Origin of the sequence: Stenotrophomonas sp. DR822, from assembly GCF_019793815.1 — a bacterium.
GTDB lineage: Bacteria > Pseudomonadota > Gammaproteobacteria > Xanthomonadales > Xanthomonadaceae > Stenotrophomonas > Stenotrophomonas indicatrix.
Genome location: NZ_CP081826.1, coordinates 1,316,499 through 1,337,690 on the forward strand (window position 1 = coordinate 1,316,499; position 21,192 = coordinate 1,337,690).

Sequence of the window (21,192 nt, forward strand, 5' to 3'; positions counted from 1 at the left end):
ATCCACCATGCGGCGTTTGTCATCGCTCCGCGGCGACAAAGCCACCGGTCTGCCGTGCCCACAAGCGCGCGTACAGTCCACCGGCCTCGATCAGCTCGGCATGGCTGCCGGTCTCGACAATGCGGCCCTGGTCCATCACCACCAGCCGGTCCATGCGCGCGATGGTCGACAGGCGATGGGCGATCGCGATCACCGTCTTGCCGCCCATCAGCTCGTCCAGGTTGTCCTGGATGGCCGCTTCCACTTCCGAGTCCAGTGCCGAGGTCGCCTCGTCCAGCACCAGGATCGGGGCGTCCTTCAGCAGCACACGGGCAATGGCGATGCGCTGGCGCTGGCCACCGGACAGCTTCACCCCGCGCTCGCCGACATGCGCGTCGTAGCCACGACGCCCTTCGCCGTCGACCAGCGTGTCGATGAAGGCCTCCGCGCGCGCCTTGGCCACGGCCGCGCGCAGCTGCGCGTCGGTCGCATCGGGACGGCCGTACAGCAGGTTGTCGCGGATCGAACGGTGCAGCAGCGAGGTGTCCTGGGTGACCACGCCGATCTGCTGGCGCAGGCTTTCCTGGGTGACGTAGGCGATGTCCTGATCATCGATCAGGATGCGACCGCTTTCCAGGTCATACAGCCGCAGCAGTACGTTCACCAGCGTCGACTTGCCGGCACCGGAGGGGCCGACCAGGCCGATCTTCTCGCCCGGCTTCACCACCAGGTCCAGGCCGGCAATCACGCCGCCCTTCTTGCCGTAATGGAAATGGACATCCTGGAAGTGCACACCGCCACGAGTCACCTGCAGCGGCACCGCATCCTCGCGGTCCTGCACGGTCAGCGGCTGGGCGATGGTGGTGATGCCATCCTGCACGGTACCGATGTCTTCGAAGATGCCGTTGATGGTCCACATGATCCAGCCGGACATGTTGTGGATGCGGATCACCAGGCCGGTTGCCAGGGTGATCGCGCCGACGGTGATGTGTCCGCCGTTCCACAGCCACAGTGCCAGGCCACAGGTGCCGGCGATGAGGAAACCATTGACGATGGCGATGGTCAGGTCCATGCCGGTGGTGATCCGGGTCTGCGCGCGGTGCTTGACCGCCAGCTCCTGGATCGAATCGGCGACATAGGCCTGCTCGCGGCCGCCGTGGGCGAACAGCTTCAGCGTGGGAATGTTGGTGTAGCCATCAACGATGCGCCCCATCGCCTTGGAGCGCGCCTCCGAGGCGATCCAGGCCCGTTCCTTCGCGCGCGGCACGAAGTAGATCATGATCACCACGTAGGCCAGCAGCCACAGGATCAGCGGCACCATCAACCGCCAGTCGGCCTGCGCGAACAGGTACAGCGCGGTGCCGGTATAGACCACGATGTACCACAGCGAATCGACCATCTGCACTGCCGACTCGCGCAGCGAGGTGCCGGTCTGCATCACCCGGTTGGCCATGCTGCCGGCGAAGTCGTTCTGGAAGAAGCTCAGGCTTTGCCGCACCACGTAGTTGTGCATCAGCCAGCGCGATCGATTGCTCAGCCCCGGCACGATGGCCTGGTTGACCAGCAGGTTGTGCAGGCCGACCAGGATCGGGCGCGCGATGACGGTGATGAACAGCATCCAGCCGAGCGTATCGGCATGGCGCTGGAAGAAGTCCGCGCCGGGCTGCTCGGCAACCATGTCGACGATGCGACCGAGGAAATCGAACATCGCCACTTCCACCAGCGCCAGCAGCAGGCCGGCGACCAGGGTGGCCAGCAGCACCGGCCACACCGGCCGCAGGTAGTGCAGGTAGAACGGCACCACGGTGCGCGGCGGCATGCGCCCGTCAATGGGCGGAAACACCGGAATCAGGGATTCAAACCAACGGAACATCGCATTCCCTCGCCATCGATAGCCGGCGGAGTATCCCACGCCGCGTGTGTACGCCGGCCGACGATCACCACCGGTTCCGGGTGGCGCCGGGCCATGCCCGGCGGATCGCCTGCAACCGCGCTACGCGCTCGCCGGACGTGGTCCGGCGCTACCCGTCCGCTCGGCCAAACGATAGCGCCGCGCCCGGCGGCGTCATTTCACCGGCGTGAACAGCAGATCCTGGAAATCGAAGCTGAAATCGGTCAGGTCCGAGATCGGCTGCATGCGCACCTCGCGCACTTTTCCATCCGGGTCCAGGCTGAAATTGACGAACGCATCGGCATTGAGCGAGCGGTCGTCCCAGCGCACGATGAAGGTGTCGTGCTGCCAGTGCTCCAGACGGCCGCTCAGCTGCGCGGTCTTTGCAAAGCGCAGGCGCAGGCCCTTGCCTTCCGCCGTCACCACCATGTCGCCATACCAGCGGTCGCGGTAGGTGGCCGCATACCCGGCCAGCGGCAACGACGGCCTGCTGCCCTTGTCACGCTCGGCCTGGTGCCTGGCCCACGCTTCGTCGGCCTTGTCCTGGCCCTTGGCCACGCCCTTGGCATAGGCATCCACCCAGTCGTGCTTTTCACCGCCAAGGTAGGCATCGAGCACGCTCAACGTGATCGCATTGAAGGCGGCCCCCACTTCCTGGTTGGTCAGCACCACCACGCCCAGCTTCTCGCCCGGCACCAGGGTCAGCCGCGAAACCATGCCCGGCCAGCCACCGGTGTGCCAGACCAGCTTCTGCCCGCGGTAGTCGCTCAGACTCCAGCCCTCGCCATAGCCGGCGAAGTTGGCCCGCGCCGGCGCCAGCTCCGGCACGCTCGGCGCCGGGATCGTCTGCGGCGTGATCATCTGCCACATCTGCTGCTGGCTCTTGGCGGTGAACAGCGCAGTGCCATCGGCCAGCTTGCCTTCGGCCAGCTGCACCTGCATCCAGCGTGCCATGTCGTGGGCACTGGAATAGATGCCACCGGCACCGGCATTGTTCGACCAGGTCAACGGTGCAACGGTGCGCAGGTCCTTGAAATCGTACTTGGCGTGGCCGACCGCAGCATTGTCGCCGGCCTTGAGGTGATCGGCGTTGTAGCGCGTGCCGGCCATGCCGACCTTGTCGAAGATGCGTGTCTGCAGGAACTGCTGGTAGCTCATTCCCGAAACGTGCTCGATCACCTGCTGGGCGACTGCATACAGGATGTTGTCGTAGGCATAGCGCTCGCGGAAACCGCCCTTCAGCGGCACCTGGCCGAGGCGCTGCACGACTTCGGCATTGCTGTAGGAGGTGGTCGGCCAGAACAGCAGGTCGCCCGCGCCCAGGCTCAGGCCGCTGCGGTGGGAAAGCAGGTCGCGGATCGTCATCTGCCCGGTCACGAACGGATCGGACATGCGGAACGATGGCAGGTGGTCGATCACCTTGTCGTCCATCTTCAGCTTGCCGTCCTCGGCCAGCAGATTCAGCGAGGTGGCAGTGAAGGCCTTGGTGTTGGAGGCGATGGCGAACAGGGTATCGGCCTCGACCGGCGCCGGCTTGCCCAGCTCACGCACGCCCCAGCCGCGTTCCAGCACCACCTGCCCGTCCTTGACCACGGCCACGGCGATACCGGGCACGTCGAACTGCGCGCGCACGCGCTCCACGGTCGCATCCAGGTCCTGCAGCTGCTGCGGGGTCGCCGCATTGGCCATGGTCGTGCACGCAAGCAGCACGGCTCCTCCGATCCAGGTTTTCATCCAGCACCATCTCCGAACAGGGGTAGCGGCCATGTGCAGGCCGTCACCGGGGGTTCGCGCGATGGTAACGGCCCCGGGTGCAGCCTGCCCTGTGCCATAGGAGGGGTGTCATGGGTGCGAACGGCCAGAGCAGCAACGGCTCCACCATCATTCCGTGCCTGCGTTACCGCGATGCGCTGGCGGCCATCGACTGGCTGCAGCGCGCGTTCGGTTTCCACGCGCAGGCCGTGCATGCCGACGGCGATACGGTGCATCACGCGCAGCTGGTATTCGGCCAGGGCATGATCATGCTCGGATCTGCCAGCAACAGCGGCGAATGGGCCAAGCTGGCGGTGATGCCCGATGAAGTCGGCGGCCGGCAGACCCAGAGTGCCTGCGTGATCGTCACCGATGTCGACGCCCACTATGCCCGGGCCAAGGCTGCCGGTGCGCGCATCGTCATCGACATTGCCGACCAGGCCTACGGTGGACGTGGCTATGCCTGCGCCGACCCGGAAGGCTACCTGTGGTGGTTCGGCAGTTACGATCCATGGCGGGCGGAACACACGCAATGACGGCACGGCAAGCGTCTGCGGCGCCGGTCCGCTGCGGTATCGGCGGCTGGGTGTTCCCGCAATGGCGTGGGGGCGCCTTCTATCCGCCAGGATTGATCCAGCGCGAAGAGCTGGCCTATGCCAGTCGTGCGTTGCGCTGCATCGAGATCAACGGCACCTTCTACCGCACCCCGACAGCGGCCCAGTGCGCGCAATGGGCAGCGCAGACGCCGGAAGGTTTCCGGTTCTCGATGAAGGCCCCGCGTCATCTGGTGCAGCGTCGCGACCTGTCGTCCACGATCGAGGCGGCCAGCGCGTTCCTGCAGGCGGCCGTCGCGCTGGGCGACCGGCTGGGCCCGTTGCTCTGGCAGTTCGACCCGCAGCACCCGGCCGATGCCGCGGCGCTGGATGCCTTCATGGCACAGCTGCCCAGGCAGCTGGATGGAACGGGGTTGCAGCATGCGTTGGAGGTGCGCAACGCCAGCGTCCATGGTCCGGAACTGGTGCAAGCGGCGCGCCGGCATGGCGTGGCCCTGGTGATCGAAGACAGCGACGAATCGCCATTGCATGGCGACATCACCGCGGGCTTCGTCTATGCACGGATCAAACGCAGCCAGGCCCGACTGGCCGAAGGTCTTCCCCAGCCGATGCAGCAGCGCTGGGCCACGCGCGCGCGGTGCTGGGCCCGGGGTGAGGTGGTGGACGACCTGCCCTGCCTGGCCGCACCGTCCCCTGCCGCGCCGCGCGAGGTCTACCTGCTGTGCATCGGCGCCGGCAAGGTGCGCAATCCGGCGGCGGCGATGGCGCTGCAGCGGGTCATCGACGGCGCCAGCGGTCCACTGCCCACAGCAGTGTCCAGCCCAGCACGAACACCCCGCCGACGCGCAGCACGCTGAGGCCGAATGCGCGCGAACCGATCCGCTGTACTTCCAGGAACGGATACGGTGCGCTGCCCAGCCACGAGGCCGTGAGCATCGCCCAGCCCAGGTAGGCCAGCGGCACCAGCAGGACCACACCCAACGCACGCCAGCGCAGGCCACCATGTGGCAGCAGCGCCGCCCAACCGGCCAGATACAGCAGCGGCACCACGTAGTGCAAGCCGGCATCGGCCCACCATTGCAGGCCAGTTGGCTGCCACAGCCCCTGCAGCGCCAGCAGATAGATCAGGCCGGTCACGCCGATGCACAGTGCCAGGGTGGCGGCCACTGTAGGTCGCAGTGCGCGGCCGCTGCAGAGCCAGAGGCAGCCCAGGCACACGGCCAGATTGCTGAGGATGGTGAAGTAGCTGAAGAAGCGCAGGCTCGCCACGCCGGGTCCCAGGCTGGCGCCGATGCCGCGCATCAGCAGGGCAAACTGCAGCAGCAGCGATGCTGCCGCGACCAGCGCGGTCAACAGCGCCCAGCCGCGCAGCAGAAGAAAACGGGCAGCAGGCATGCACGGCTCCTTCGTGGCAACGCCGCGAGCATGCCACAGGCATCGCCGGCCGAGGCGGCTTGCCGCACAATACGCCGATGAGCACACCCGACACCCGCAAAGCGCTTTGGCAGATCCACTTCTGTGTCCTGCTGTGGGGCGTCACCGCCATCCTCGGCAAGTTGATCACCCTGCCGGCGCTGCCGCTGGTGTGGTGGCGGATGCTGCTGGTGGTGGCGATGCTGGCGTTGCTGCCGCGGGTCTGGCGCGGGTTGCGCACCTTGCCGCTGCGGCTGGTCGCCGGCTATGCCGGTATCGGCGCGCTGGTGGCCCTGCATTGGCTGACCTTCTACGGCGCGGTGAAGCTGGCCAATGCCTCGGTTGCCGCCACCTGCATCGCCCTGGCACCGGTGTTCACCTCGATCATCGAGCCCTGGGTGGCCAAGCGTCCCTTCCAGCTGCGCGAACTGGCCTTCGGCCTGGCGGTGCTGCCCGGTGTGGCGCTGGTGGTGGGTGGCGTGCCCGACGGCATGCGCCTGGGCGTGTTGATCGGTGCGCTCTCGGCCCTGCTGGTGGCAGTGTTCGGCTCGCTCAACAAGCGCATGGTCAGCCATGCAGATCCGCTGACGGTCACCGCACTGGAACTTGGCGCCGGCACGCTCACCCTGACCCTGCTGGCACCGCTGATGCCGTACCTGCTGCCGGCGCTGGCCAGCCCGTTGTGGATCGTTCCCGACCTGCACGACGGCATCCTGCTGCTGGTACTGGCTGGCGCCTGCACGCTGCTGCCGTTCGCCCTGGCGCTGGTCGCGCTGCGCCACCTCAGCGCCTACACCGTGCAGCTGGTCACCAACCTGGAACCGGTCTACGCCGTGTTGCTGGCCGTGGTGCTGCTGCGCGAGCAGCATGAAGTCACCCCGTGGTTCTACCTGGGCGTGGCGATCATCGTCGGTGCCGTGTTCCTGCATCCGCTGCTCAACCGCCGCAAGCGCGTGCAGCATCCTGAAATCCTCGGAACATCCGAAGCGCGCAACATCGCCGATTGAGCGCGTCCGCGCACTGCGTGGATCTTCCCGGCACCCGTCTCAGCGCTGCGGCCAATGCCAGGCCGGTGCATCCAGCAGGCCCTGCCCGCTCAGCAGCGTACGCCCGTGTTCCTTGTGCAGGTGCATTGAATGGCACTGTGGTGCCTGTTCCAGCGCGGCAATCAAGCGCGTGGCGTGCGATACCACCCAGACCTGGCTGCGTGCACTGGCGGCGATGATCAACCGTGCAAGCGCCGGCAGCAGGTCCGGATGCAGGCTGGTCTCCGGCTCGTTGAGCACCAGCAGCGGCGGCGGCCGTGGCGTGTGCAGGGCCGCGGCCAGCAACAGGAACCGCAGGGTGCCGTCGGACAATTCGGCCATCGACAGTGGTCGCAGCAGACCGGGCTGGTGGAAGCGCAGCGCGAGCCGGCCATCCAGTTCCTCGAAGCTGACCGTCGCCCCCGGGAATGCATCCTCGATCGTCCGCGCCAGCGCCTGCGGATCACCGATTTCCAGGATCGTCACCCAGGCGGCGGCGAGGTCGCGGCCGTCGTGGTGCAGCACCGGGGTACGGGTCGCCATTGCCGGTTGTCGCGCCGGTGCATCGGCATCGCTGCGGAAGTGGTCGTAGAAGCGCCAACGGCGGATGTACTCGCGCAAGGTGATGGCTTCCGGCATGCGCTGTGGATCGCCCACCTGGGTGAACAGGCTGTCGAACAGCGAAAGACGGTCGTCCACCAGGTCCCAGCCGCGTGCGTGCCGCTGCCTCACCAGCGCACCGCGGCGGTCGACCAGCAGATTGGCGCTGCGCAGGAACGGCCCTGCCCAGATCGCTTCAGCCTTGATCTGCGGGTCCAGCGCGAAAGCTGATCGGCTCGGTGGCGGATAGCCGAGGTCGATGGCGTAGCCGAATTCATCGGTGGCGAAGCCCAGCTTGAGCCCCAACGATTCCTGGCGCGGCCCGCCCTGCAGCGGGATCTCACCGGCCAGCACGCGGCGGTCGATCTTTTCCGGACCGGCCCACAGCGCCGAGCCCAATCCACCCTCCCGCGCCAGTACCGCTGCAACACCGCCCTGCGCGGTTTCCGCCAGCAGGCGCAGCGCGCGGTACAGGCTGGATTTGCCACTGCCGTTGTCGCCGGTGACCACGTTGAGCCGCTGCATCGGCAGCACCAGCGCATGCAGCGATCGGTAATTGGCGATGGCCAGGGTCTGCAGCATGGTCGACGTCCTTGCGGTGACACGTTGAGGGTGCCGTACGGGTATCGCAATGGCTGCGACTGCACGCAAAGGCCCGGGCCATCCACGCATCGCGTGGATCCACCGTAGCCGCGCGGGCGGTCAGGGCGCCACTTCCACCCGGTTGCGGCCGGCGCCCTTGGCCCGGTACAGCGCGGCATCGGCACGGGCCAGGGTCTGGTCAGACGTTTCACCGGGCTGGTGCTGTGCCACACCGATGCTGATGGTCACCGGGAAGCCCAGCGGCAGGTTGGACACGGCTACCCGCAGGAACTCGCATTGCAGTTCGGCGGTACGCAGGTCCGCGTCCGGCATCAGTGCCACGAATTCCTCGCCGCCATAGCGCGCAGCCAGGCCCCCACCGGCGAAGTGCGAGCGCAGCAGCGCCCCCAGTTCGGCCAGCACCCGGTCGCCGGTCGCGTGGCCCTGGAAATCATTGATGTGCTTGAAATGATCGATGTCCAGCAGGGCCACGCAGGTCTGCCGGTCGCGGCCATCGACGGCAATCACCGCCTCGTCCAGCGCCGCTGCCAGTGCCCGCCGGTTGGGCAGGCCGGTCAGGGCGTCGGTACGGCTCTGTTCGGCCAGGTCGGCATTCTGGGCCAGCAGCACATCGTGATACTCCGACAGCAGGCGTTCGTAATCGTTGCGCTCAAGCATGTGCCGCTGGATATCCAGGGCGAAACGGCGCAGCTCCATCACCACCATCACCTGCCGCGACAGCGCGGCCAGCGCTTCGGCCTTGTCGGTCGCCAGCTGCTGCGGCCGCGCGTCGAACACGCACAGGGTTCCCAAGGGCAGGCCGTCGCTGCTGATCAACGGCGCACCGGCATAGAAGCGCACATGCGGGTCGCCGGTCACCACCGGATTGTCGTGGAAGCGGACGTCCTGCAATGCATCCTCAACCACCATGATTTCCTGCGGCTGCAGGATCGCGTGGCCACACATCGACTCGCTGCGCAGGTTCTCGGTCGCGGCGATGCCCTGCATCGACTTGAACCACTGGCGCTCGACGTCGATCAGGGTCACCGCCGCCATGGTCGTGCCACACACCGCCTTGGCGATGGCCACCAGGTCATCGAACGAGCGTTCGCGCTCGGAATCGAGGATCCGGTAGCGGTACAGCGCCTCCAGGCGCAGCGCTTCGTTGGCGGGCTTGTCGGGCTTGATCATGCAGCGTCACGTTCCGGCAGGGCGCCGCAAAGTCTAGCGGATGCGGGCGGCCAATCTGCATTGCGGTAGTGCCGGCCGTTGGTCGGCTCCCTGATGTTCATTGCCAGCACCGTGCAGTTGCCGGCCAGCGGCCGGCACTACCGGTCGTTGCTTACCAATCCTGCTGCTGCGGCAACAGGCCGTGAAGCTCCTGCTCGGTCAGGTTGCGCCACTGGCCCGGCTTCAGTGCACCGATCTTGATGTTGTCGATACGTACGCGGCGCAGCTGGGTCACGCGGTAGCCGAACTCGGCCGCCATCAGCCGGATCTGCCGGTTCAGGCCCTGCTGCAGGGTGATGCGGAAACCGAACTTGGCGATGCGCGAGGTACGGCACGGCAGCGTCATCTGGTCGTGGATGCGCACGCCACGCGCCATGCCGCGCAGGAATTCGTCGGTGACCGGCTTGTTCACTGCCACCAGGTATTCCTTCTGGTGGCCGTTCTCGGCGCGCAGGATCTGGTTGACGATGTCGCCGTTGCTGGTCATCAGGATCAGGCCTTCGGACTCCTTGTCCAGGCGGCCGATCGGGAAGATGCGCTGTTCGTGGCCGACGAAGTCGACGATGTTGCCCTTCACCGTGCTTTCGGTGGTGCAGGTCACGCCCACCGGCTTGTTCAGCACGATGTACACGTGGCGGCGGGCGCCCGGCTTGCGGGCGGTGCGCACGCGCAGGGGCTGGCCGTCGACCAGCACCTTGTCATCCTCGCCGACCACCGCGCCGGTGCCGGCGGCATGGCCATTGACGGTGACCCGGCGGGCGGCGATCAGGCGATCGGCCTCGCGTCGGGAGCAGAAGCCGGTGTCGGCGATGTATTTGTTGAGTCGGCTGGTCATCGCCCCATTATCCGGCATCACCGCCCTTCCCGCCTCATGCCGTGGTCAACGGATCTTCGGTTTCGCCATCGAACACCCGGTTGCGGCCACTGCGCTTGGCCACGTACATGGCGTGATCGGCGCGCCGCAGCAGCGCGGCCAGGTCATCTTCGGCCGGCCGCCACTGTGCCATGCCGATGCTCGCGGTCACCTCCAGAGCGGGCACCTGCAGGTCCCGGCAGGTCTCGGTGATGCGCTGGCGCAGGCGTTCCAGGCGGGTGGCCGCAACCTCACGCGGCATGCCCGGCAACAGCAGCAGGAACTCCTCGCCCCCCATCCGAACCACCTGGTCCTCGCTGCGGACAGCGGCGCGAAGCGCGCGGGCCACGGCCACCAGCACCTGGTCGCCGATCTCGTGGCCATGGCGATCATTGATGTCCTTGAACAGATCGATATCGAGGAAGCCGATCACCAGCGGCCCGCTCTCACGCTCGCCGTCCTGCAGATGCTGGGCCAGCTGCTGCAGGCCGGCACGGCGGTTGGGCAGGCCGGTCAGCATGTCGGTCTCGGCGAGCTGGCGCATTTCATCGCGCTGCTGGCGCAGCCGGCCCAAGCGCAGGTTGAGCGCATAGGCCGCCATCATCAGCAGCCAGGTGACCGCCAGCTGCAAGGCCTCCACCCGGTATTCCATCAACCAGTGCGCGCTGGCGGCGTCGGCCATGATCAGCACCAGCATCGGCGCCAGTGCGGCCAGTCCGGCCAGCGACCAGACATCACCGCGCAACCGGGCCCAGATGCCCATCGCCAACGACAGCGCACAGCCGACGACGAACGTCCCCTGCAGGACCTGCGCGACCACGACCAGTCCATCGCGCTGCAACCACGGCACCAGGGCCGCCAGCGCGAGCAGGGACCACAACACCAGCTGCTGGCCCACGCGCGAACGTGGCAACACGCGGTCGCCGCCGTTCAGGCGCCACAGCGCCGGCAGCACCAGTGCCTGGGTCGCCGCAGTCAGCGCCAGCAGCCACCAGTCACCGCGCCCGCCGACGCGCAGCCAGGGCTCGGGATAGCCGCTGAGGCCGCCCAGGATCGACTGCCACAGCACCAGTACCAGGGTGGCACCGATATACATCAGGAAGCTGCGGTCGCGGGTGGTCAGGTAGGCCATCAGCGCCGACAGCGCCAGCGCGATGGCCACGGCGATGCATGCGGCGCGCACCAGCAGCCGGGCAGTGTCGTTCTGCTGCACCGGGCTGGGCGCACCCAGCTGCAATGTCGGAACCCAGCGCGCCTTCAGCGGCGTCTGCCAGGAAACCAGGAAGGGCTCGTGGCTGCCGGCAGCGGGTACCGCCACCATGCCGATGCCCGCACGGAAGCGCGAATCGCGGGTGCGCGCATCCTGCATGTTGCCGCAGATCTCGCGATCACCGTGCTGCAGCCGCACTTCGCCGGCAAAGATGTTGAAGACATCCAGCGCCTGCGGCTGCCCGGACCAGCCTTCTGGCGGTGCATTCACCCGTGTCTGCTGGCGCGGCCCGGCCAGCATCTCCGGCGTGCACGCGCGATGGGGCGTAGGTTCGGCTGTCGCGGTGCCGACCAGAAGGTAATCGCGGCCGGCGTCGACGCTGCGCGCATGGCCCAGCCACGGCAATGCCAACCACACCAGCAGCAGGACAAGCACCGCCCCTGTTTCCAAACGCACCTGCCTGCCGCCCACGCCACGTCCTGTTCCTGCTTACGTCCGCGCCCACTGCGCGTCGCCCCTGGCGGCATTATCGCAGCGGAATGCACCACCGATGTGTAGACCAAAGTGGCGGGGGTGTTGGCCGGGCTGCCGCCCGGCACCCGCAGAGGCCGGAGCCGAAGCAACAGCGAAAGCGGCTGCCGAGGTGGGCGGGGCGGTATGGGCAGGCAGGACACGCCGTAAACCCATCCATGGGGGCTCGATGGCGCCTTGCTCGTGTGCGCCGTCCTGCGCACACGGCAAGACCGGGGTTGGGCGTCCTGCCCAACCCGCCCGAGGGCATGCCTCGGGCCCATGGCGCCAACGGTCCTGCCTGCCCATACCGCCCCACCCCTGACAGTTCCCGCGCGTAGTAGATCCACGCCATGCGTGGATGGACGTTCATACCGATTTCGAGATCATCGAATGGATTGGATTTCATCCACGCATGGCGTGGATCTACGTGCCGACCAAGGTCGACACCCACCAACAGCAGCCGGAATCTGTCGAAGGCGGGGTGGGTCCGGTTGCGGGGGCGTGAGCGCCATGGATGGCGCGACCGAGCCTACAGGGACGTACTTGCGGCGTCCCCCGAAACCTGACCCACCCCGCCGTCCCACGGAATGCAGCTGTTGCTGTTGCTGTTGCTGTTGCCGCTGAGGTTGCCGGCCAGCGGCCGGCACTACAGCGGGTGCCGGCACAGCCCGGCCGCAGCACCTTCAGCCGGCAGCCGATGGCCCCTGCGTACCGGCCAACCGCATCGGCCGCAGGTCAGCCAGGGTCAGCCGTTCCAGCGGCTGCGGCCGTTCGATGGCATACCCCTGCAGCCCCTGCACGCCCATCCCGGCCAGCGCCTCGGCAATTTCGCTGGTCTCCACCCACTCGGCCACCACCTCCATCTGCAGTTCGCGGCCCAGCTCGCTGATCGCGCGCACGCTGGCACGGCTGACCGGATCGGTGTCCATGTCGCGCACGAACGCACCATCGATCTTCAGAATGTCCGCCGACAGCTGCCGCAGATAACCGAACGAGGACAGGCCCGAGCCGAAATCGTCCAGCGCTACCCGGCAGCCGCGCGCCTTGACCGCGTCGATGAAGGCACGCGCCTGGCTCAGGTTGCCGATGGCCGCTGTTTCGGTGATCTCGAAACAGAGCTTGGACGCCAGCGCGCGGTTGCGCTCCAGCAGGTCGCAGACGAAGGCCAGGAATCCCGGCTCGGCGATCGACTGGGCCGATACATTCACATTGCACAGACCCAGCTGCCGCACGTGCGCCGGGCACACCTGCAGGTGGCGGAACAGCAGGCCGAGCACATGCCGGTCCAGCACCACCGCCATGCCGTAGCGCTCCACGGCGGGCATGAACTGGCCCGGCAGGTGCAGCACGCCGTCACTGTCACGCATGCGCACCAGCACTTCGTAATGCAGGTAGGAAGGATCGCCGACCTTGGCGATGCGCTGCGCATACAACAGCATCCGGTTCTCGGCCATGGCGCGACTGACGCCCTGCAGGCGTTCGGCCTCCAGCCGCCGCTCCTCCAGCGCCAGCCGGTTCTCGTTGAAGCAATGCACGCGGTTGCGACCGGCCTGCTTGGCCGCATAGCACGCGCTGTCGGCCGCGCTCATCAACCAGTTCACGTCCGGCGCCTCGGCCGTCACTTCCACCACGCCGACGCTGCAGCTCAACTGGGGGCTGCCCTCGCTGACCGGGAACGTGGCCTGGCCCAGGTTGCGGATCAGTCGCTGCAGCACCCGCTTGGCTTCATCCTGGTTGGCGCGGGCAAGGAACACCGCGAACTCGTCTGCCCCCAGGCGGCCGACCCAGTCGCCATCACGCACCGCGCCGACCAGGTACTCGGCGAAACTGCGCAGCATCTGGTCGCCGGCCGCGTGGCCGAAGCTGTCGTTGACCAGCTTGAAATGGTCCAGGTTGATGTAGCCCAGGGCATGAGTCCCACCATCGGAGCGGACCTGCAGCAGCGATTTTTCCAGCAGGCGCTCGATCTCGCGACGATTGATCAGTCCGGTCAGTGGGTCATGGCTGGCGTGGTGCTCAATCTCACGTGCCAGGGCATGGTTCTGGCTGACATCCTCGACGATGGCGAACACCGACAGGCGGCCACCGCTGGTGGTGCGCACGCCGGTGCCACTCCAGCGTCCCCACACCAGGCTGCCATCACGACGCCGGAAACGCAGTTCGCCCGGTCGCAGCTGACGTTCCCAGTCGATGCGGCCACTTTCATCGATCACCAGCTCGCCCTCCATCAGCAGCTCGGCCAGCGACATCTGCAGCAGCACGTCCCGACGATGGTCGAGGATGTCGGCCATCGCCTGGTTGGCCTCCACCACCCGGCCGCCGGCATCCAGTTTGAGCATGCCGACGTTGGCCTGGTAGAACGCCGCACGGAAACGGCTTTCATGCTCGGTCAGATCCTTGCCGACCCGGCGCGCCAGGGCCACCGCCATCAGGCTGATCAGCAGCACCGACAAGCCGCCTACGGCGAGGGTTGCGATGCGCACCGCGCGGGCCATGCGCAGCAGGGCCTGCGAGAACGCCTGCGCCTGCCCGCGCAGCTGGTGGTCGATGCCACGCAGCCGCTGCAGGTAGTCATCCACGGCTGCCCCGTCCAACGGTGCTGTGCCATGGCGGCGTTGCAGTTCCTCCGCCAGCGCATGCATGGCCAGCAGGTCCGCGTCGGTCTGCCGCCACAACCAGGTGGCTTCGCGGAAGGCTCCGACGTTGCGCGCATGGCGGAACGAGAAGATCAGCCGGGGGATGTCGGCGCGGGCATTGCCCCCACGCAGAAATCCGGCCCGGGCTGCCGCCTCGTCCGGTTCGGGTTGCTCCAGCGCCATGCGGGCCTGCAGGTCACCCAACGGAACCTGCAGTGCCCGCTGGGCATCCTGCAGATCCTGCAGATGGCCACGCGCCAGGTAACGGCTGAGCGCTGCGGTGGCGTCCTGCTGCCCCCGCGACCAGTAGCCCTGGCCGGCGATCCACGCCGTCGATGCCGCCTGCAGTTCCTGGATCACCGCTGACAGCGCGACCAAGCCGATCGCCATGCCCGTCAACAGCGCAAATCGCAGTCCCAGCCCGCGGGTCATCGGCACCCGTCGGCGCTGCTGGTCCATGCCACTCCTACCCATCCTGGATCCCCCGAATGTGCTGCGGTGACAATCTCCTACGGAACCGCGCCAGCCTAGAACCGCAGATGTGTGGGCCATGCGAAACCGGACCCGGCCGGTGATCGGCAGCGGCGGCCGGGCCGCCCTGGCACCATGCAAACAACAACGCCAGCCCGGAGGCTGGCGTTGTTCGTCTACTTCAGCGCGGCTTAGAAGCTGCGCGGGCCACGTGGCTTGTTGAAGCCATCACGACGCGGCGGACGGCTGTCGCGGTCGCCGCCGGGGCCACCCGGACCGCTGCGACGCGGAGCTCCCGGGCCACCCGGACCGCCCGGACCACGCTTGTCGAAGCGCGGCTTGAACGGACGCGGCGCCGGATTGATCTCTTCACCGGCCGCCAACGGGCGCATCTGCAGCTGCTGGCCGGACACCCAGACCTTCTGCAGGTGGGTCAGCACGTCCGACGGCATCTGTGCCGGCAGATCCAGCAGCGAGAAATCGTCGTGGATGTCGATACGGCCGATGAAACGGCTTTCCAGGCCGGCTTCATTGGCGATGGCGCCGACGATGTTGGCCGGCTTCACGCCATGCTGGTGGCCGACCGAAATGCGGTACGTCTCCATGCCCTGCTCCGGTGCACCGCGCGGCGGCACGTCACGGCGCGGGCGCTGCTCGAAGCCACCCTCGGCATCGTCACGACGCGGGCCACGCTCGAAGCGCGGGCCGCGCTCGTTGCGGTCGCCACGTTCCGGGCGCTCAGTGCGCTCGAAACGCTCGCGCGGCGCACGCTCTTCGCGCGGCGCGCGCACCGGCGGCTGCAGCAGGAACGGGGTATCGCCCTGCATCATCTTGGCCAGTGCAGCGGCCACTTCGATGGCCGGCACGTTCTGCTCGGACTCGAAACGCTCCAGCAGCTGGCGGTAGAAGTCCAGGCCGCCCTGGCCCAGGGTCTCGGTGATGCGCGAGGTGAACTTGTTGATGCGGGTGTCGTTGACCGCTTCCACGCTCGGCAGCTGCATTTCCTCGATCGGCTGGCGGGTCGCACGCTCGATCTGGCGCAGCATGCCCTTTTCGCGCGGGGTGGCGAACAGGATCGCTTCACCGCTGCGGCCGGCACGCCCGGTACGGCCGATGCGGTGCACGTAGCTTTCGGTGTCGTACGGAATGTCGTAGTTCAGCACGTGGCTGATGCGTTCCACGTCCAGGCCACGAGCGGCCACGTCGGTGGCGACCAGGATGTCCAGCTTGCCTTCCTTCAGCATGGCGATGGTGCGCTCACGCTGGGCCTGCTGCATGTCACCGTTGATGGCGGCAGCGGCCAGGCCACGGGCCTGCAGCTTGCTGGCCAGTTCCTCGGTACCGGCCTTGGTGCGCGCGAAGACGATCATCGCGTCGAACGGCTCGACTTCGAGGATGCGGGTCAACGCGTCCAGCTTGTGCATGCCGCTCACCCACCAGTAACGCTGGCGGATGTTGGCCGAGGTGGTGGTCTTGTTCGCGATGGTGACTTCGACCGGGTCCTTCAGGTAGGTCTGCGCGATACGGCGGATGGCCGGCGGCATGGTGGCCGAGAAAAGTGCCACCTGGCGCTTCTCCGGCAGCTTCTTCAGCACCGCTTCGACGTCGTCGATGAAGCCCATGCGCAGCATTTCATCAGCTTCGTCCAGCACCAGCGTCTTCAGCTCAGACAGGTCCAGCGTGCTGCGGTTCAGATGGTCGATGACGCGGCCGGGGGTACCGACCACGATGTGCACGCCGCGGCGCAGGGCCGACAGCTGCTGGCCGTACGGCTGGCCGCCGTACACCGGCAGCACGCGGAAGCCGGGGATCTTCGAGGAATAGGACTGGAACGCTTCGGCAACCTGGATGGCCAGCTCGCGGGTCGGGGCCAGCACCAGGGCCTGCGGCTTGATCTGCTGCAGGTCGATGTTGGACAGTACCGGCAGCGCGAAGGCCGCAGTCTTGCCGGTACCGGTCTGGGCCTGGCCCAGCACGTCGCGGCCTTCCAGCATCGCCGGGATGGTGGCAGCCTGGATCGGCGACGGCGTTTCGTAGCCGATGGCAGTGACGGCCTGCATGACAGAATCGGACAGGCCGAGCTGCGCGAACTGCAGCTGCGCTTGGGTTTCTTGGGACATGGGGAACTCCGAAGGCACTGCCACGAGCATGGCAGGCGAAAAAAAAGGGGGCTTCCGCGCTTTGGGCGCCCTTCTTATCGCGTGCCCTGGCGCTGCTCGGTTGGAGCTGAGGTTTTACTCGCTCAGAGCGGAATGATACCGCACTGTGCCTGAACAAGGTGTACAGGAAACCGCCGGCACGCCGTTACGGCCCGCCGTGGCGCACAATAGGTGCCCATTTTACCGCCGCGGGCCCTGTCCTGCAGCGCCTGCCCCAGGAAACCCCGTTCCATGCAGATCCTCGAATTCGACCTCGACGGCGATTACGTCGAACTCAAGCAGTTGCTGAAGCTGGCCGACCTGGTCACCAGCGGCGGCGAAGCCAAGATGGTCATCAGCGAAGGCCTGGTGCTGGTCGATGGCGAGGTCGAGCTGCGCAAGGCCTGCAAGATCCGCGCAGGCCAGGTGGTCGAGTTCAACGACAGCCAGATCCGCGTCCTGGCCGCCGCGTAAGTCACCGCGTGGCCGTCAGGCCACGCGCTGGGTCAGGTGGGCGGCAATCAACTGCCGGAACGGTGCCACCCCCTGCGCCACCCGCAACCCGGCCGCCCGCAACAGGCGCGCCGGACGGCGGTCGTCGGTATACAGGCTGGCAATCGCATTGGTCGCTTCATACAGCGGCCGCGCCGCCAGCCGATGCCCGCGCTGGTAGCGGCCCAGCATGCCGGCCGCGGCGATGTCCGCTCCACGCCGCTGCTGCTCGGCGATGCCCTGCGCCAGCCGCTGCGCGCTGGCCAGGCCCAGGTTGAAACCATGTGCGGTGACCGGGTGCATGCCCACTGCGGCATCACCGATCAGTGCCGAACGTTCGCCGACAAAGCGGTGCGCATACACCCCGACCAAGGGATAGGCCTGTGGCGTGGCCACCGGCTGCATGCGTCCCAGGCGGTGTTCGAAGAAGCCGCTGATGGCCTCCCCGAACGCGACCTCATCCATCGCCAGCAGCGCTTCGATCTGCCGCGGCGGCAGGGTGATCACCGCCGATGCCTGGCCTTCGTTGAGCGGCAGCAGCGCCATCGTGCGGCCATAGCCGAACCACTCCCACGCTGTGTGGTGGTGATCGCGCTCGACCTGCATCCTGCAGACCAGCATCGATTTGCCGAAGTCACGCATCTGCGCACCGATGCCGAGCATGCGGCGGGTGCCGGAGAAGCGACTGTCGGCACATACCAGCAGCTGCGCATGCAGCTCGCTGCCATCGTCCAGGCGCACCACGTGACCCTGGCTGTCGGCGCGTACCGCCTGCACCTTGCGGCCATCGAACAGGTCCAGCCCATCCTGGCCCTGCACCGCCTGCCAGGCCGCCCGGCGGATCAGATGGTTGGGCACCAGCCAGCCCAACGGCTGGCCATCGACCTGGCTGCTGGCGAAGGTCAGCGCGAACGGCGACCCGCCGTTCAGCACCCGCGCGTCGCGCAGCTCGGCAATCTCGGTCTCGGGCAGGCGTTGCCACAGGCCAAGCTGTTCCAGGCTCTGCCGCGAGGCATGGGTCAAGGCGATTTCGCGGCCGTCGAAGGCCGCCTCGGCCAGGGCCTGGCGCGGCTGTGCCTCGACCAGCCCCACCTGCAGGCCGGTGCTGGCCAGCGCGCGCGCAAAGCACAGCCCGGCCGGTCCGGCGCCGACCACCACCACGTCCATCCTGCGCATGCGCGCCTCCTGCCGTTGATCCAGTCGCGGCCAGCATAGCGCTGCGTGCCTGACCGGCCTTGATCTGGATCAGCTGCGCGTCACAGCAGCGCGAACACCATCGCCAGGATCGCCACGATCGACACCAGCCAGACCAGGCTGCGCACATAGGGCACGCCGGCTGCGTACAGCGGCAGGTAGACAACACGTGCCCAGAAGTAGACCTGCGCCGCCAGCGCGGTGGTGTCGCTGCCACGCCCTGCCAGCACCACCGCAATCGCAGCGGCGGCGAAGAACGGGAAGGTCTCGAAGAAGTTGGATTGCGCCCGCTGCAGTCGTCCAGCCAGGGGACTCAGCGGCTTGGACGAGTCGTCACGTGCGGAGGCGTTCCATTTCATCCCGCGCTCGCGGGTGACCACGGTGGAGGCGGCAAAGATGTAGACGAAACCCAGCAGCATCGCCCACGCCAGCATCGTCAGTTCGGTGGCCATCGTCGATCTCCGTCAGGGGCTGGATGCGCGCAGGCTGTAGCCGGCCAGGCGCCAGGTCTGGTCTTCGTCGAAGCGGAACGACACCAGCTCGCGTACCGGCTGCGCGCTGTTGGCGAAACGGGTCGGGAAGCTGACGTTGATGTACAGGCCCTCGGGCACGGCAGCACCTGCAGCGTATTTCACGCGGGTGATGGTCGGCTGGCCACGCCCGGCCAGCGCGCCAAGACGCGTGCGGTCTGCCGCAAGCTGGCTGACGAAGGCCGCCTTGGGCACTGCGCGGCGGGCAACCGCCGAGGCGCCGTCCCACAACTCACCGGCCCGATTGGCGTCGACCAGTTGCGCGGCCTTCAATGCGGCACTGCCCATTTCCGCGTCCTGTTTCTGCACCTGCGCCTGCTGGGCCGGGCTCAGCACCGGCGTGGCAGCGGTCGCCGGCTTCGCGGCCGTCGGTGCGCTCGGCGCGGGGCGAGCCGGGGCCGGTGCGGGCGTGGCCGGCGCCGGCGTTTGCGCCAGTGCAGCCAGGGGCAACAGGGACAGCAGCAGGAGCACGCGCTTCATGGACACCGCCGGATCGATGGAAAGAACCGCAGTCTACGCCAGCGCAGTGAGTGGACCGTCAGCGCGCCTGGACGCTGCCTTCCACCGCACCCGCCTCGGCCTGCGCCCCCGGTGCCGCCGATGCCGCGGGCAGCTGCTCGGCCACCGGCGGCTGCTCCGGCGGTGCCGGGGGCAGCGTAGCCACGTCGATCTCCGACAGCGGGCTTTCCTCCGGGCACACCGGGTCGGGGAAGCCGAAGCGCTGCTTCAGCGACTGGCCACAGCTGTTGATCGATTCCATGTCGGCACCGTCGCGCTTGCACTGCTGGTCGAACGCCACCAGGAACGCATCCTTGCGCTGCACGAAGTCGTCGCCGCAAGCACGCATCTGCTTGATCCGCTCCAGGTCGTCCTGCACGGCGTTGGTCCCGTCCAGGCCGTACTGGCGAAGCTCTTCGGCCGTCAGCAGGCGCAGGCTGCGGTTGGGCACGGTCATCATCAGGTCGGCCACACCCACCGCCACACCATTGCGCTGCAGGTAGTCCTTCACGTTGTCATAGACCTCGTGCAGCTCCCGGTTGAGCTCTGCGCGCGAAGTGGCCTTGGAACTGATGCGCATCATGCGGTGGATGCCGACCTTGCCGGTCAACAACCGGTTGTCGCCGGCAGCCAGCACGAACACGCAGGCGCTGTGGCAGATCGAGCCCTCGCGCACCCAGATGGTCCAGCCGGATTCGCCGATGCTGTCGCCGGCAACGATGGCCGATTCCACCTGGCCACCGCTGGAATCCAGATCCAGGATGCGCTTGTGGATCTGCAGCTCGTCGGCGACCACGGCCAGCCGCCACATCATCTCGGCAAACCCGGGGTTGATCTTGCCGTTGTAGCGCACGCGCAGCAGGCCACGCTCGGCGCATGGCGCCAGCGCCTGCTTCAGCTGTTCGCGCTGCAGGCCTTCCAGCTCAACACCATCACCGCCGTCGCCGGCGTAATCGGTGGTGCAGCTGACCCAGGCCTTGCCGTTTTCCAGCTGCGCCTGCGGCCAGGGCCGATCAGCCCGGCTGCGCGCCTGTGCCGGCGGTGGCGGCGCATCGGCGGCATTGATCGACACCATGTTTTCGCCATCGCTGGCCGGAGCCCGCGTGGCTTTGTCGGCAGCGGTGACGTTGCCCGGGTTCTCCAACTGGCTGCAGCCCGCCAGGGCCAGGCACAACAGGGGCAACCAGCGGAGTTTGGCGGACATCGGGCAACCGGATTCAGACAGGCAAGAACCACAGTCTACCCGTCCACGACGCGCATTCAGCGCCCGCCACTGAACCTGTTCTGACCCTCTGATCCTGTCATTTCCTGTCCCAGCGACATCCGACATCCCACACAACATTGCGTGGATCCACCATGTCGACCAAGGTCGACACCCACCAACAGCAGCGGGAACCTGTCGAAGGCGGGGTGGGTCCGGTTGCAGGGGTGTCCGCGGCATGGATGCCGCGGCCAAGCTTACAGGGACGTACTTGCAGCGTCCCCTGCAACCGGACCCACCCCGCCATCCCACGGCTAGCCCGCTGTTGCTGTTGCTGTTGCTGTTGCCCTTGCTGCTGCCCTGGCTTGAAGGCCTCTGCGGGTGCCGGGCGCAGCCCGGCCAGGCCCCTCCAGCATCCATGTCCGAATAT

Annotated in this window: 18 protein-coding genes; 5 read left to right on the plus strand and 13 right to left on the minus strand. The window is 67.5% G+C overall.

What is annotated here, in order from left to right:
* Window positions 1–19 precede the first annotated feature (19 nt).
* Together smrA and K5K93_RS06095 are read right to left on the minus strand one after the other, a co-directional pair.
* Window positions 20–1,852 carry a multidrug efflux ABC transporter SmrA gene (gene smrA, locus K5K93_RS06090; RefSeq protein WP_093817733.1) on the minus strand — a complete coding sequence of 611 codons (1,833 nt, stop codon included), beginning with the start codon at window positions 1,850–1,852 and terminating at the stop codon, window positions 20–22.
* Between the two features lie 192 nt (window positions 1,853–2,044).
* Window positions 2,045–3,604: a serine hydrolase gene (locus K5K93_RS06095; protein ID WP_093817732.1), complete on the minus strand. Its 1,560-nt coding sequence runs from the start codon at window positions 3,602–3,604 to the stop codon at window positions 2,045–2,047.
* A 110-nt stretch (window positions 3,605–3,714) separates the two neighbouring features.
* Between K5K93_RS06095 and K5K93_RS06100 the strand changes: the two genes are divergently transcribed.
* Together K5K93_RS06100 and K5K93_RS06105 are read left to right on the plus strand one after the other, a co-directional pair.
* Window positions 3,715–4,158: a VOC family protein gene (locus K5K93_RS06100; RefSeq protein ID WP_033830702.1), complete on the plus strand. Its 444-nt coding sequence runs from the start codon at window positions 3,715–3,717 to the stop codon at window positions 4,156–4,158.
* A complete protein-coding gene (locus tag K5K93_RS06105; RefSeq protein ID WP_222390146.1) occupies window positions 4,155–5,033 on the plus strand; it encodes a DUF72 domain-containing protein in 879 nt (292 codons plus the stop codon). Before K5K93_RS06100 ends, K5K93_RS06105 begins: the two co-directional genes overlap by 4 nt.
* Here K5K93_RS06105 and K5K93_RS06110 read toward each other — a convergent pair.
* On the minus strand, window positions 4,954–5,571 hold the full coding sequence (locus K5K93_RS06110; RefSeq protein WP_093817729.1) for a Pr6Pr family membrane protein: 618 nt from the start codon (window positions 5,569–5,571) through the stop codon (window positions 4,954–4,956). The genes K5K93_RS06105 and K5K93_RS06110 overlap by 80 nt on opposite strands.
* 77 nt (window positions 5,572–5,648) lie before the next feature.
* Between K5K93_RS06110 and K5K93_RS06115 the strand changes: the two genes are divergently transcribed.
* Window positions 5,649–6,596, plus strand: a complete 948-nt coding sequence (locus K5K93_RS06115; protein WP_093817728.1) for a DMT family transporter — start codon at window positions 5,649–5,651, stop codon at window positions 6,594–6,596.
* Window positions 6,597–6,635: 39 nt separating this feature from the next.
* Here K5K93_RS06115 and K5K93_RS06120 read toward each other — a convergent pair whose 3' ends face one another.
* The 4 genes from K5K93_RS06120 to K5K93_RS06135 form a co-directional block, all read right to left on the minus strand.
* A complete protein-coding gene (locus K5K93_RS06120; protein ID WP_222390148.1) occupies window positions 6,636–7,796 on the minus strand; it encodes an AAA family ATPase in 1,161 nt (386 codons plus the stop codon).
* A gap of 120 nt (window positions 7,797–7,916) precedes the next feature.
* Window positions 7,917–8,987: a sensor domain-containing diguanylate cyclase gene (locus K5K93_RS06125; protein WP_059063565.1), complete on the minus strand. Its 1,071-nt coding sequence runs from the start codon at window positions 8,985–8,987 to the stop codon at window positions 7,917–7,919.
* A 151-nt stretch (window positions 8,988–9,138) separates the two neighbouring features.
* Window positions 9,139–9,861, minus strand: coding sequence for a pseudouridine synthase (locus K5K93_RS06130; protein WP_093817726.1), 723 nt, complete (start codon window positions 9,859–9,861; stop codon window positions 9,139–9,141).
* 34 nt (window positions 9,862–9,895) lie between these two features.
* A complete protein-coding gene (locus K5K93_RS06135; protein WP_222390152.1) occupies window positions 9,896–11,560 on the minus strand; it encodes a GGDEF domain-containing protein in 1,665 nt (554 codons plus the stop codon).
* A 400-nt stretch (window positions 11,561–11,960) separates the two neighbouring features.
* Here K5K93_RS06135 and K5K93_RS06140 point away from each other — a divergent pair, with 400 nt between their 5' ends.
* The gene (locus tag K5K93_RS06140) at window positions 11,961–12,107 is read left to right on the plus strand and encodes a hypothetical protein (protein WP_222390154.1); all 147 of its coding nucleotides are present in this window, start codon (window positions 11,961–11,963) and stop codon (window positions 12,105–12,107) included.
* Window positions 12,108–12,285: 178 nt separating this feature from the next.
* Here K5K93_RS06140 and K5K93_RS06145 read toward each other — a convergent pair whose 3' ends face one another.
* Together K5K93_RS06145 and K5K93_RS06150 are read right to left on the minus strand one after the other, a co-directional pair.
* Entirely contained in the window at window positions 12,286–14,712 is a 2,427-nt protein-coding gene (locus K5K93_RS06145) for an EAL domain-containing protein (RefSeq protein ID WP_222390156.1), read from the minus strand.
* A 188-nt stretch (window positions 14,713–14,900) separates the two neighbouring features.
* Window positions 14,901–16,829, minus strand: a complete 1,929-nt coding sequence (locus K5K93_RS06150; RefSeq protein ID WP_093817723.1) for a DEAD/DEAH box helicase — start codon at window positions 16,827–16,829, stop codon at window positions 14,901–14,903.
* Window positions 16,830–17,099: 270 nt separating this feature from the next.
* Here K5K93_RS06150 and K5K93_RS06155 point away from each other — a divergent pair, with 270 nt between their 5' ends.
* Window positions 17,100–17,321: an RNA-binding S4 domain-containing protein gene (locus K5K93_RS06155; protein WP_025877723.1), complete on the plus strand. Its 222-nt coding sequence runs from the start codon at window positions 17,100–17,102 to the stop codon at window positions 17,319–17,321.
* Between the two features lie 15 nt (window positions 17,322–17,336).
* On the opposite strand, the gene ubiM is transcribed toward K5K93_RS06155, so the two are convergent.
* The 4 genes from ubiM to K5K93_RS06175 all read right to left on the minus strand — a co-directional run bounded on the left by ubiM (window position 17,337) and on the right by K5K93_RS06175 (window position 20,765).
* Complete coding sequence (gene ubiM, locus K5K93_RS06160; protein WP_222390158.1) at window positions 17,337–18,515, minus strand: 5-demethoxyubiquinol-8 5-hydroxylase UbiM; 1,179 nt, start codon at window positions 18,513–18,515, stop codon at window positions 17,337–17,339.
* Between the two features lie 80 nt (window positions 18,516–18,595).
* Complete coding sequence (locus K5K93_RS06165) at window positions 18,596–18,985, minus strand: MAPEG family protein (RefSeq protein ID WP_025877726.1); 390 nt, start codon at window positions 18,983–18,985, stop codon at window positions 18,596–18,598.
* Between the two features lie 12 nt (window positions 18,986–18,997).
* A complete protein-coding gene (locus K5K93_RS06170; RefSeq protein ID WP_222390160.1) occupies window positions 18,998–19,543 on the minus strand; it encodes a DUF4019 domain-containing protein in 546 nt (181 codons plus the stop codon).
* A 58-nt stretch (window positions 19,544–19,601) separates the two neighbouring features.
* Window positions 19,602–20,765, minus strand: a complete 1,164-nt coding sequence (locus K5K93_RS06175) for a hypothetical protein (RefSeq protein WP_222390162.1) — start codon at window positions 20,763–20,765, stop codon at window positions 19,602–19,604.
* Window positions 20,766–21,192 lie beyond the last annotated feature (427 nt).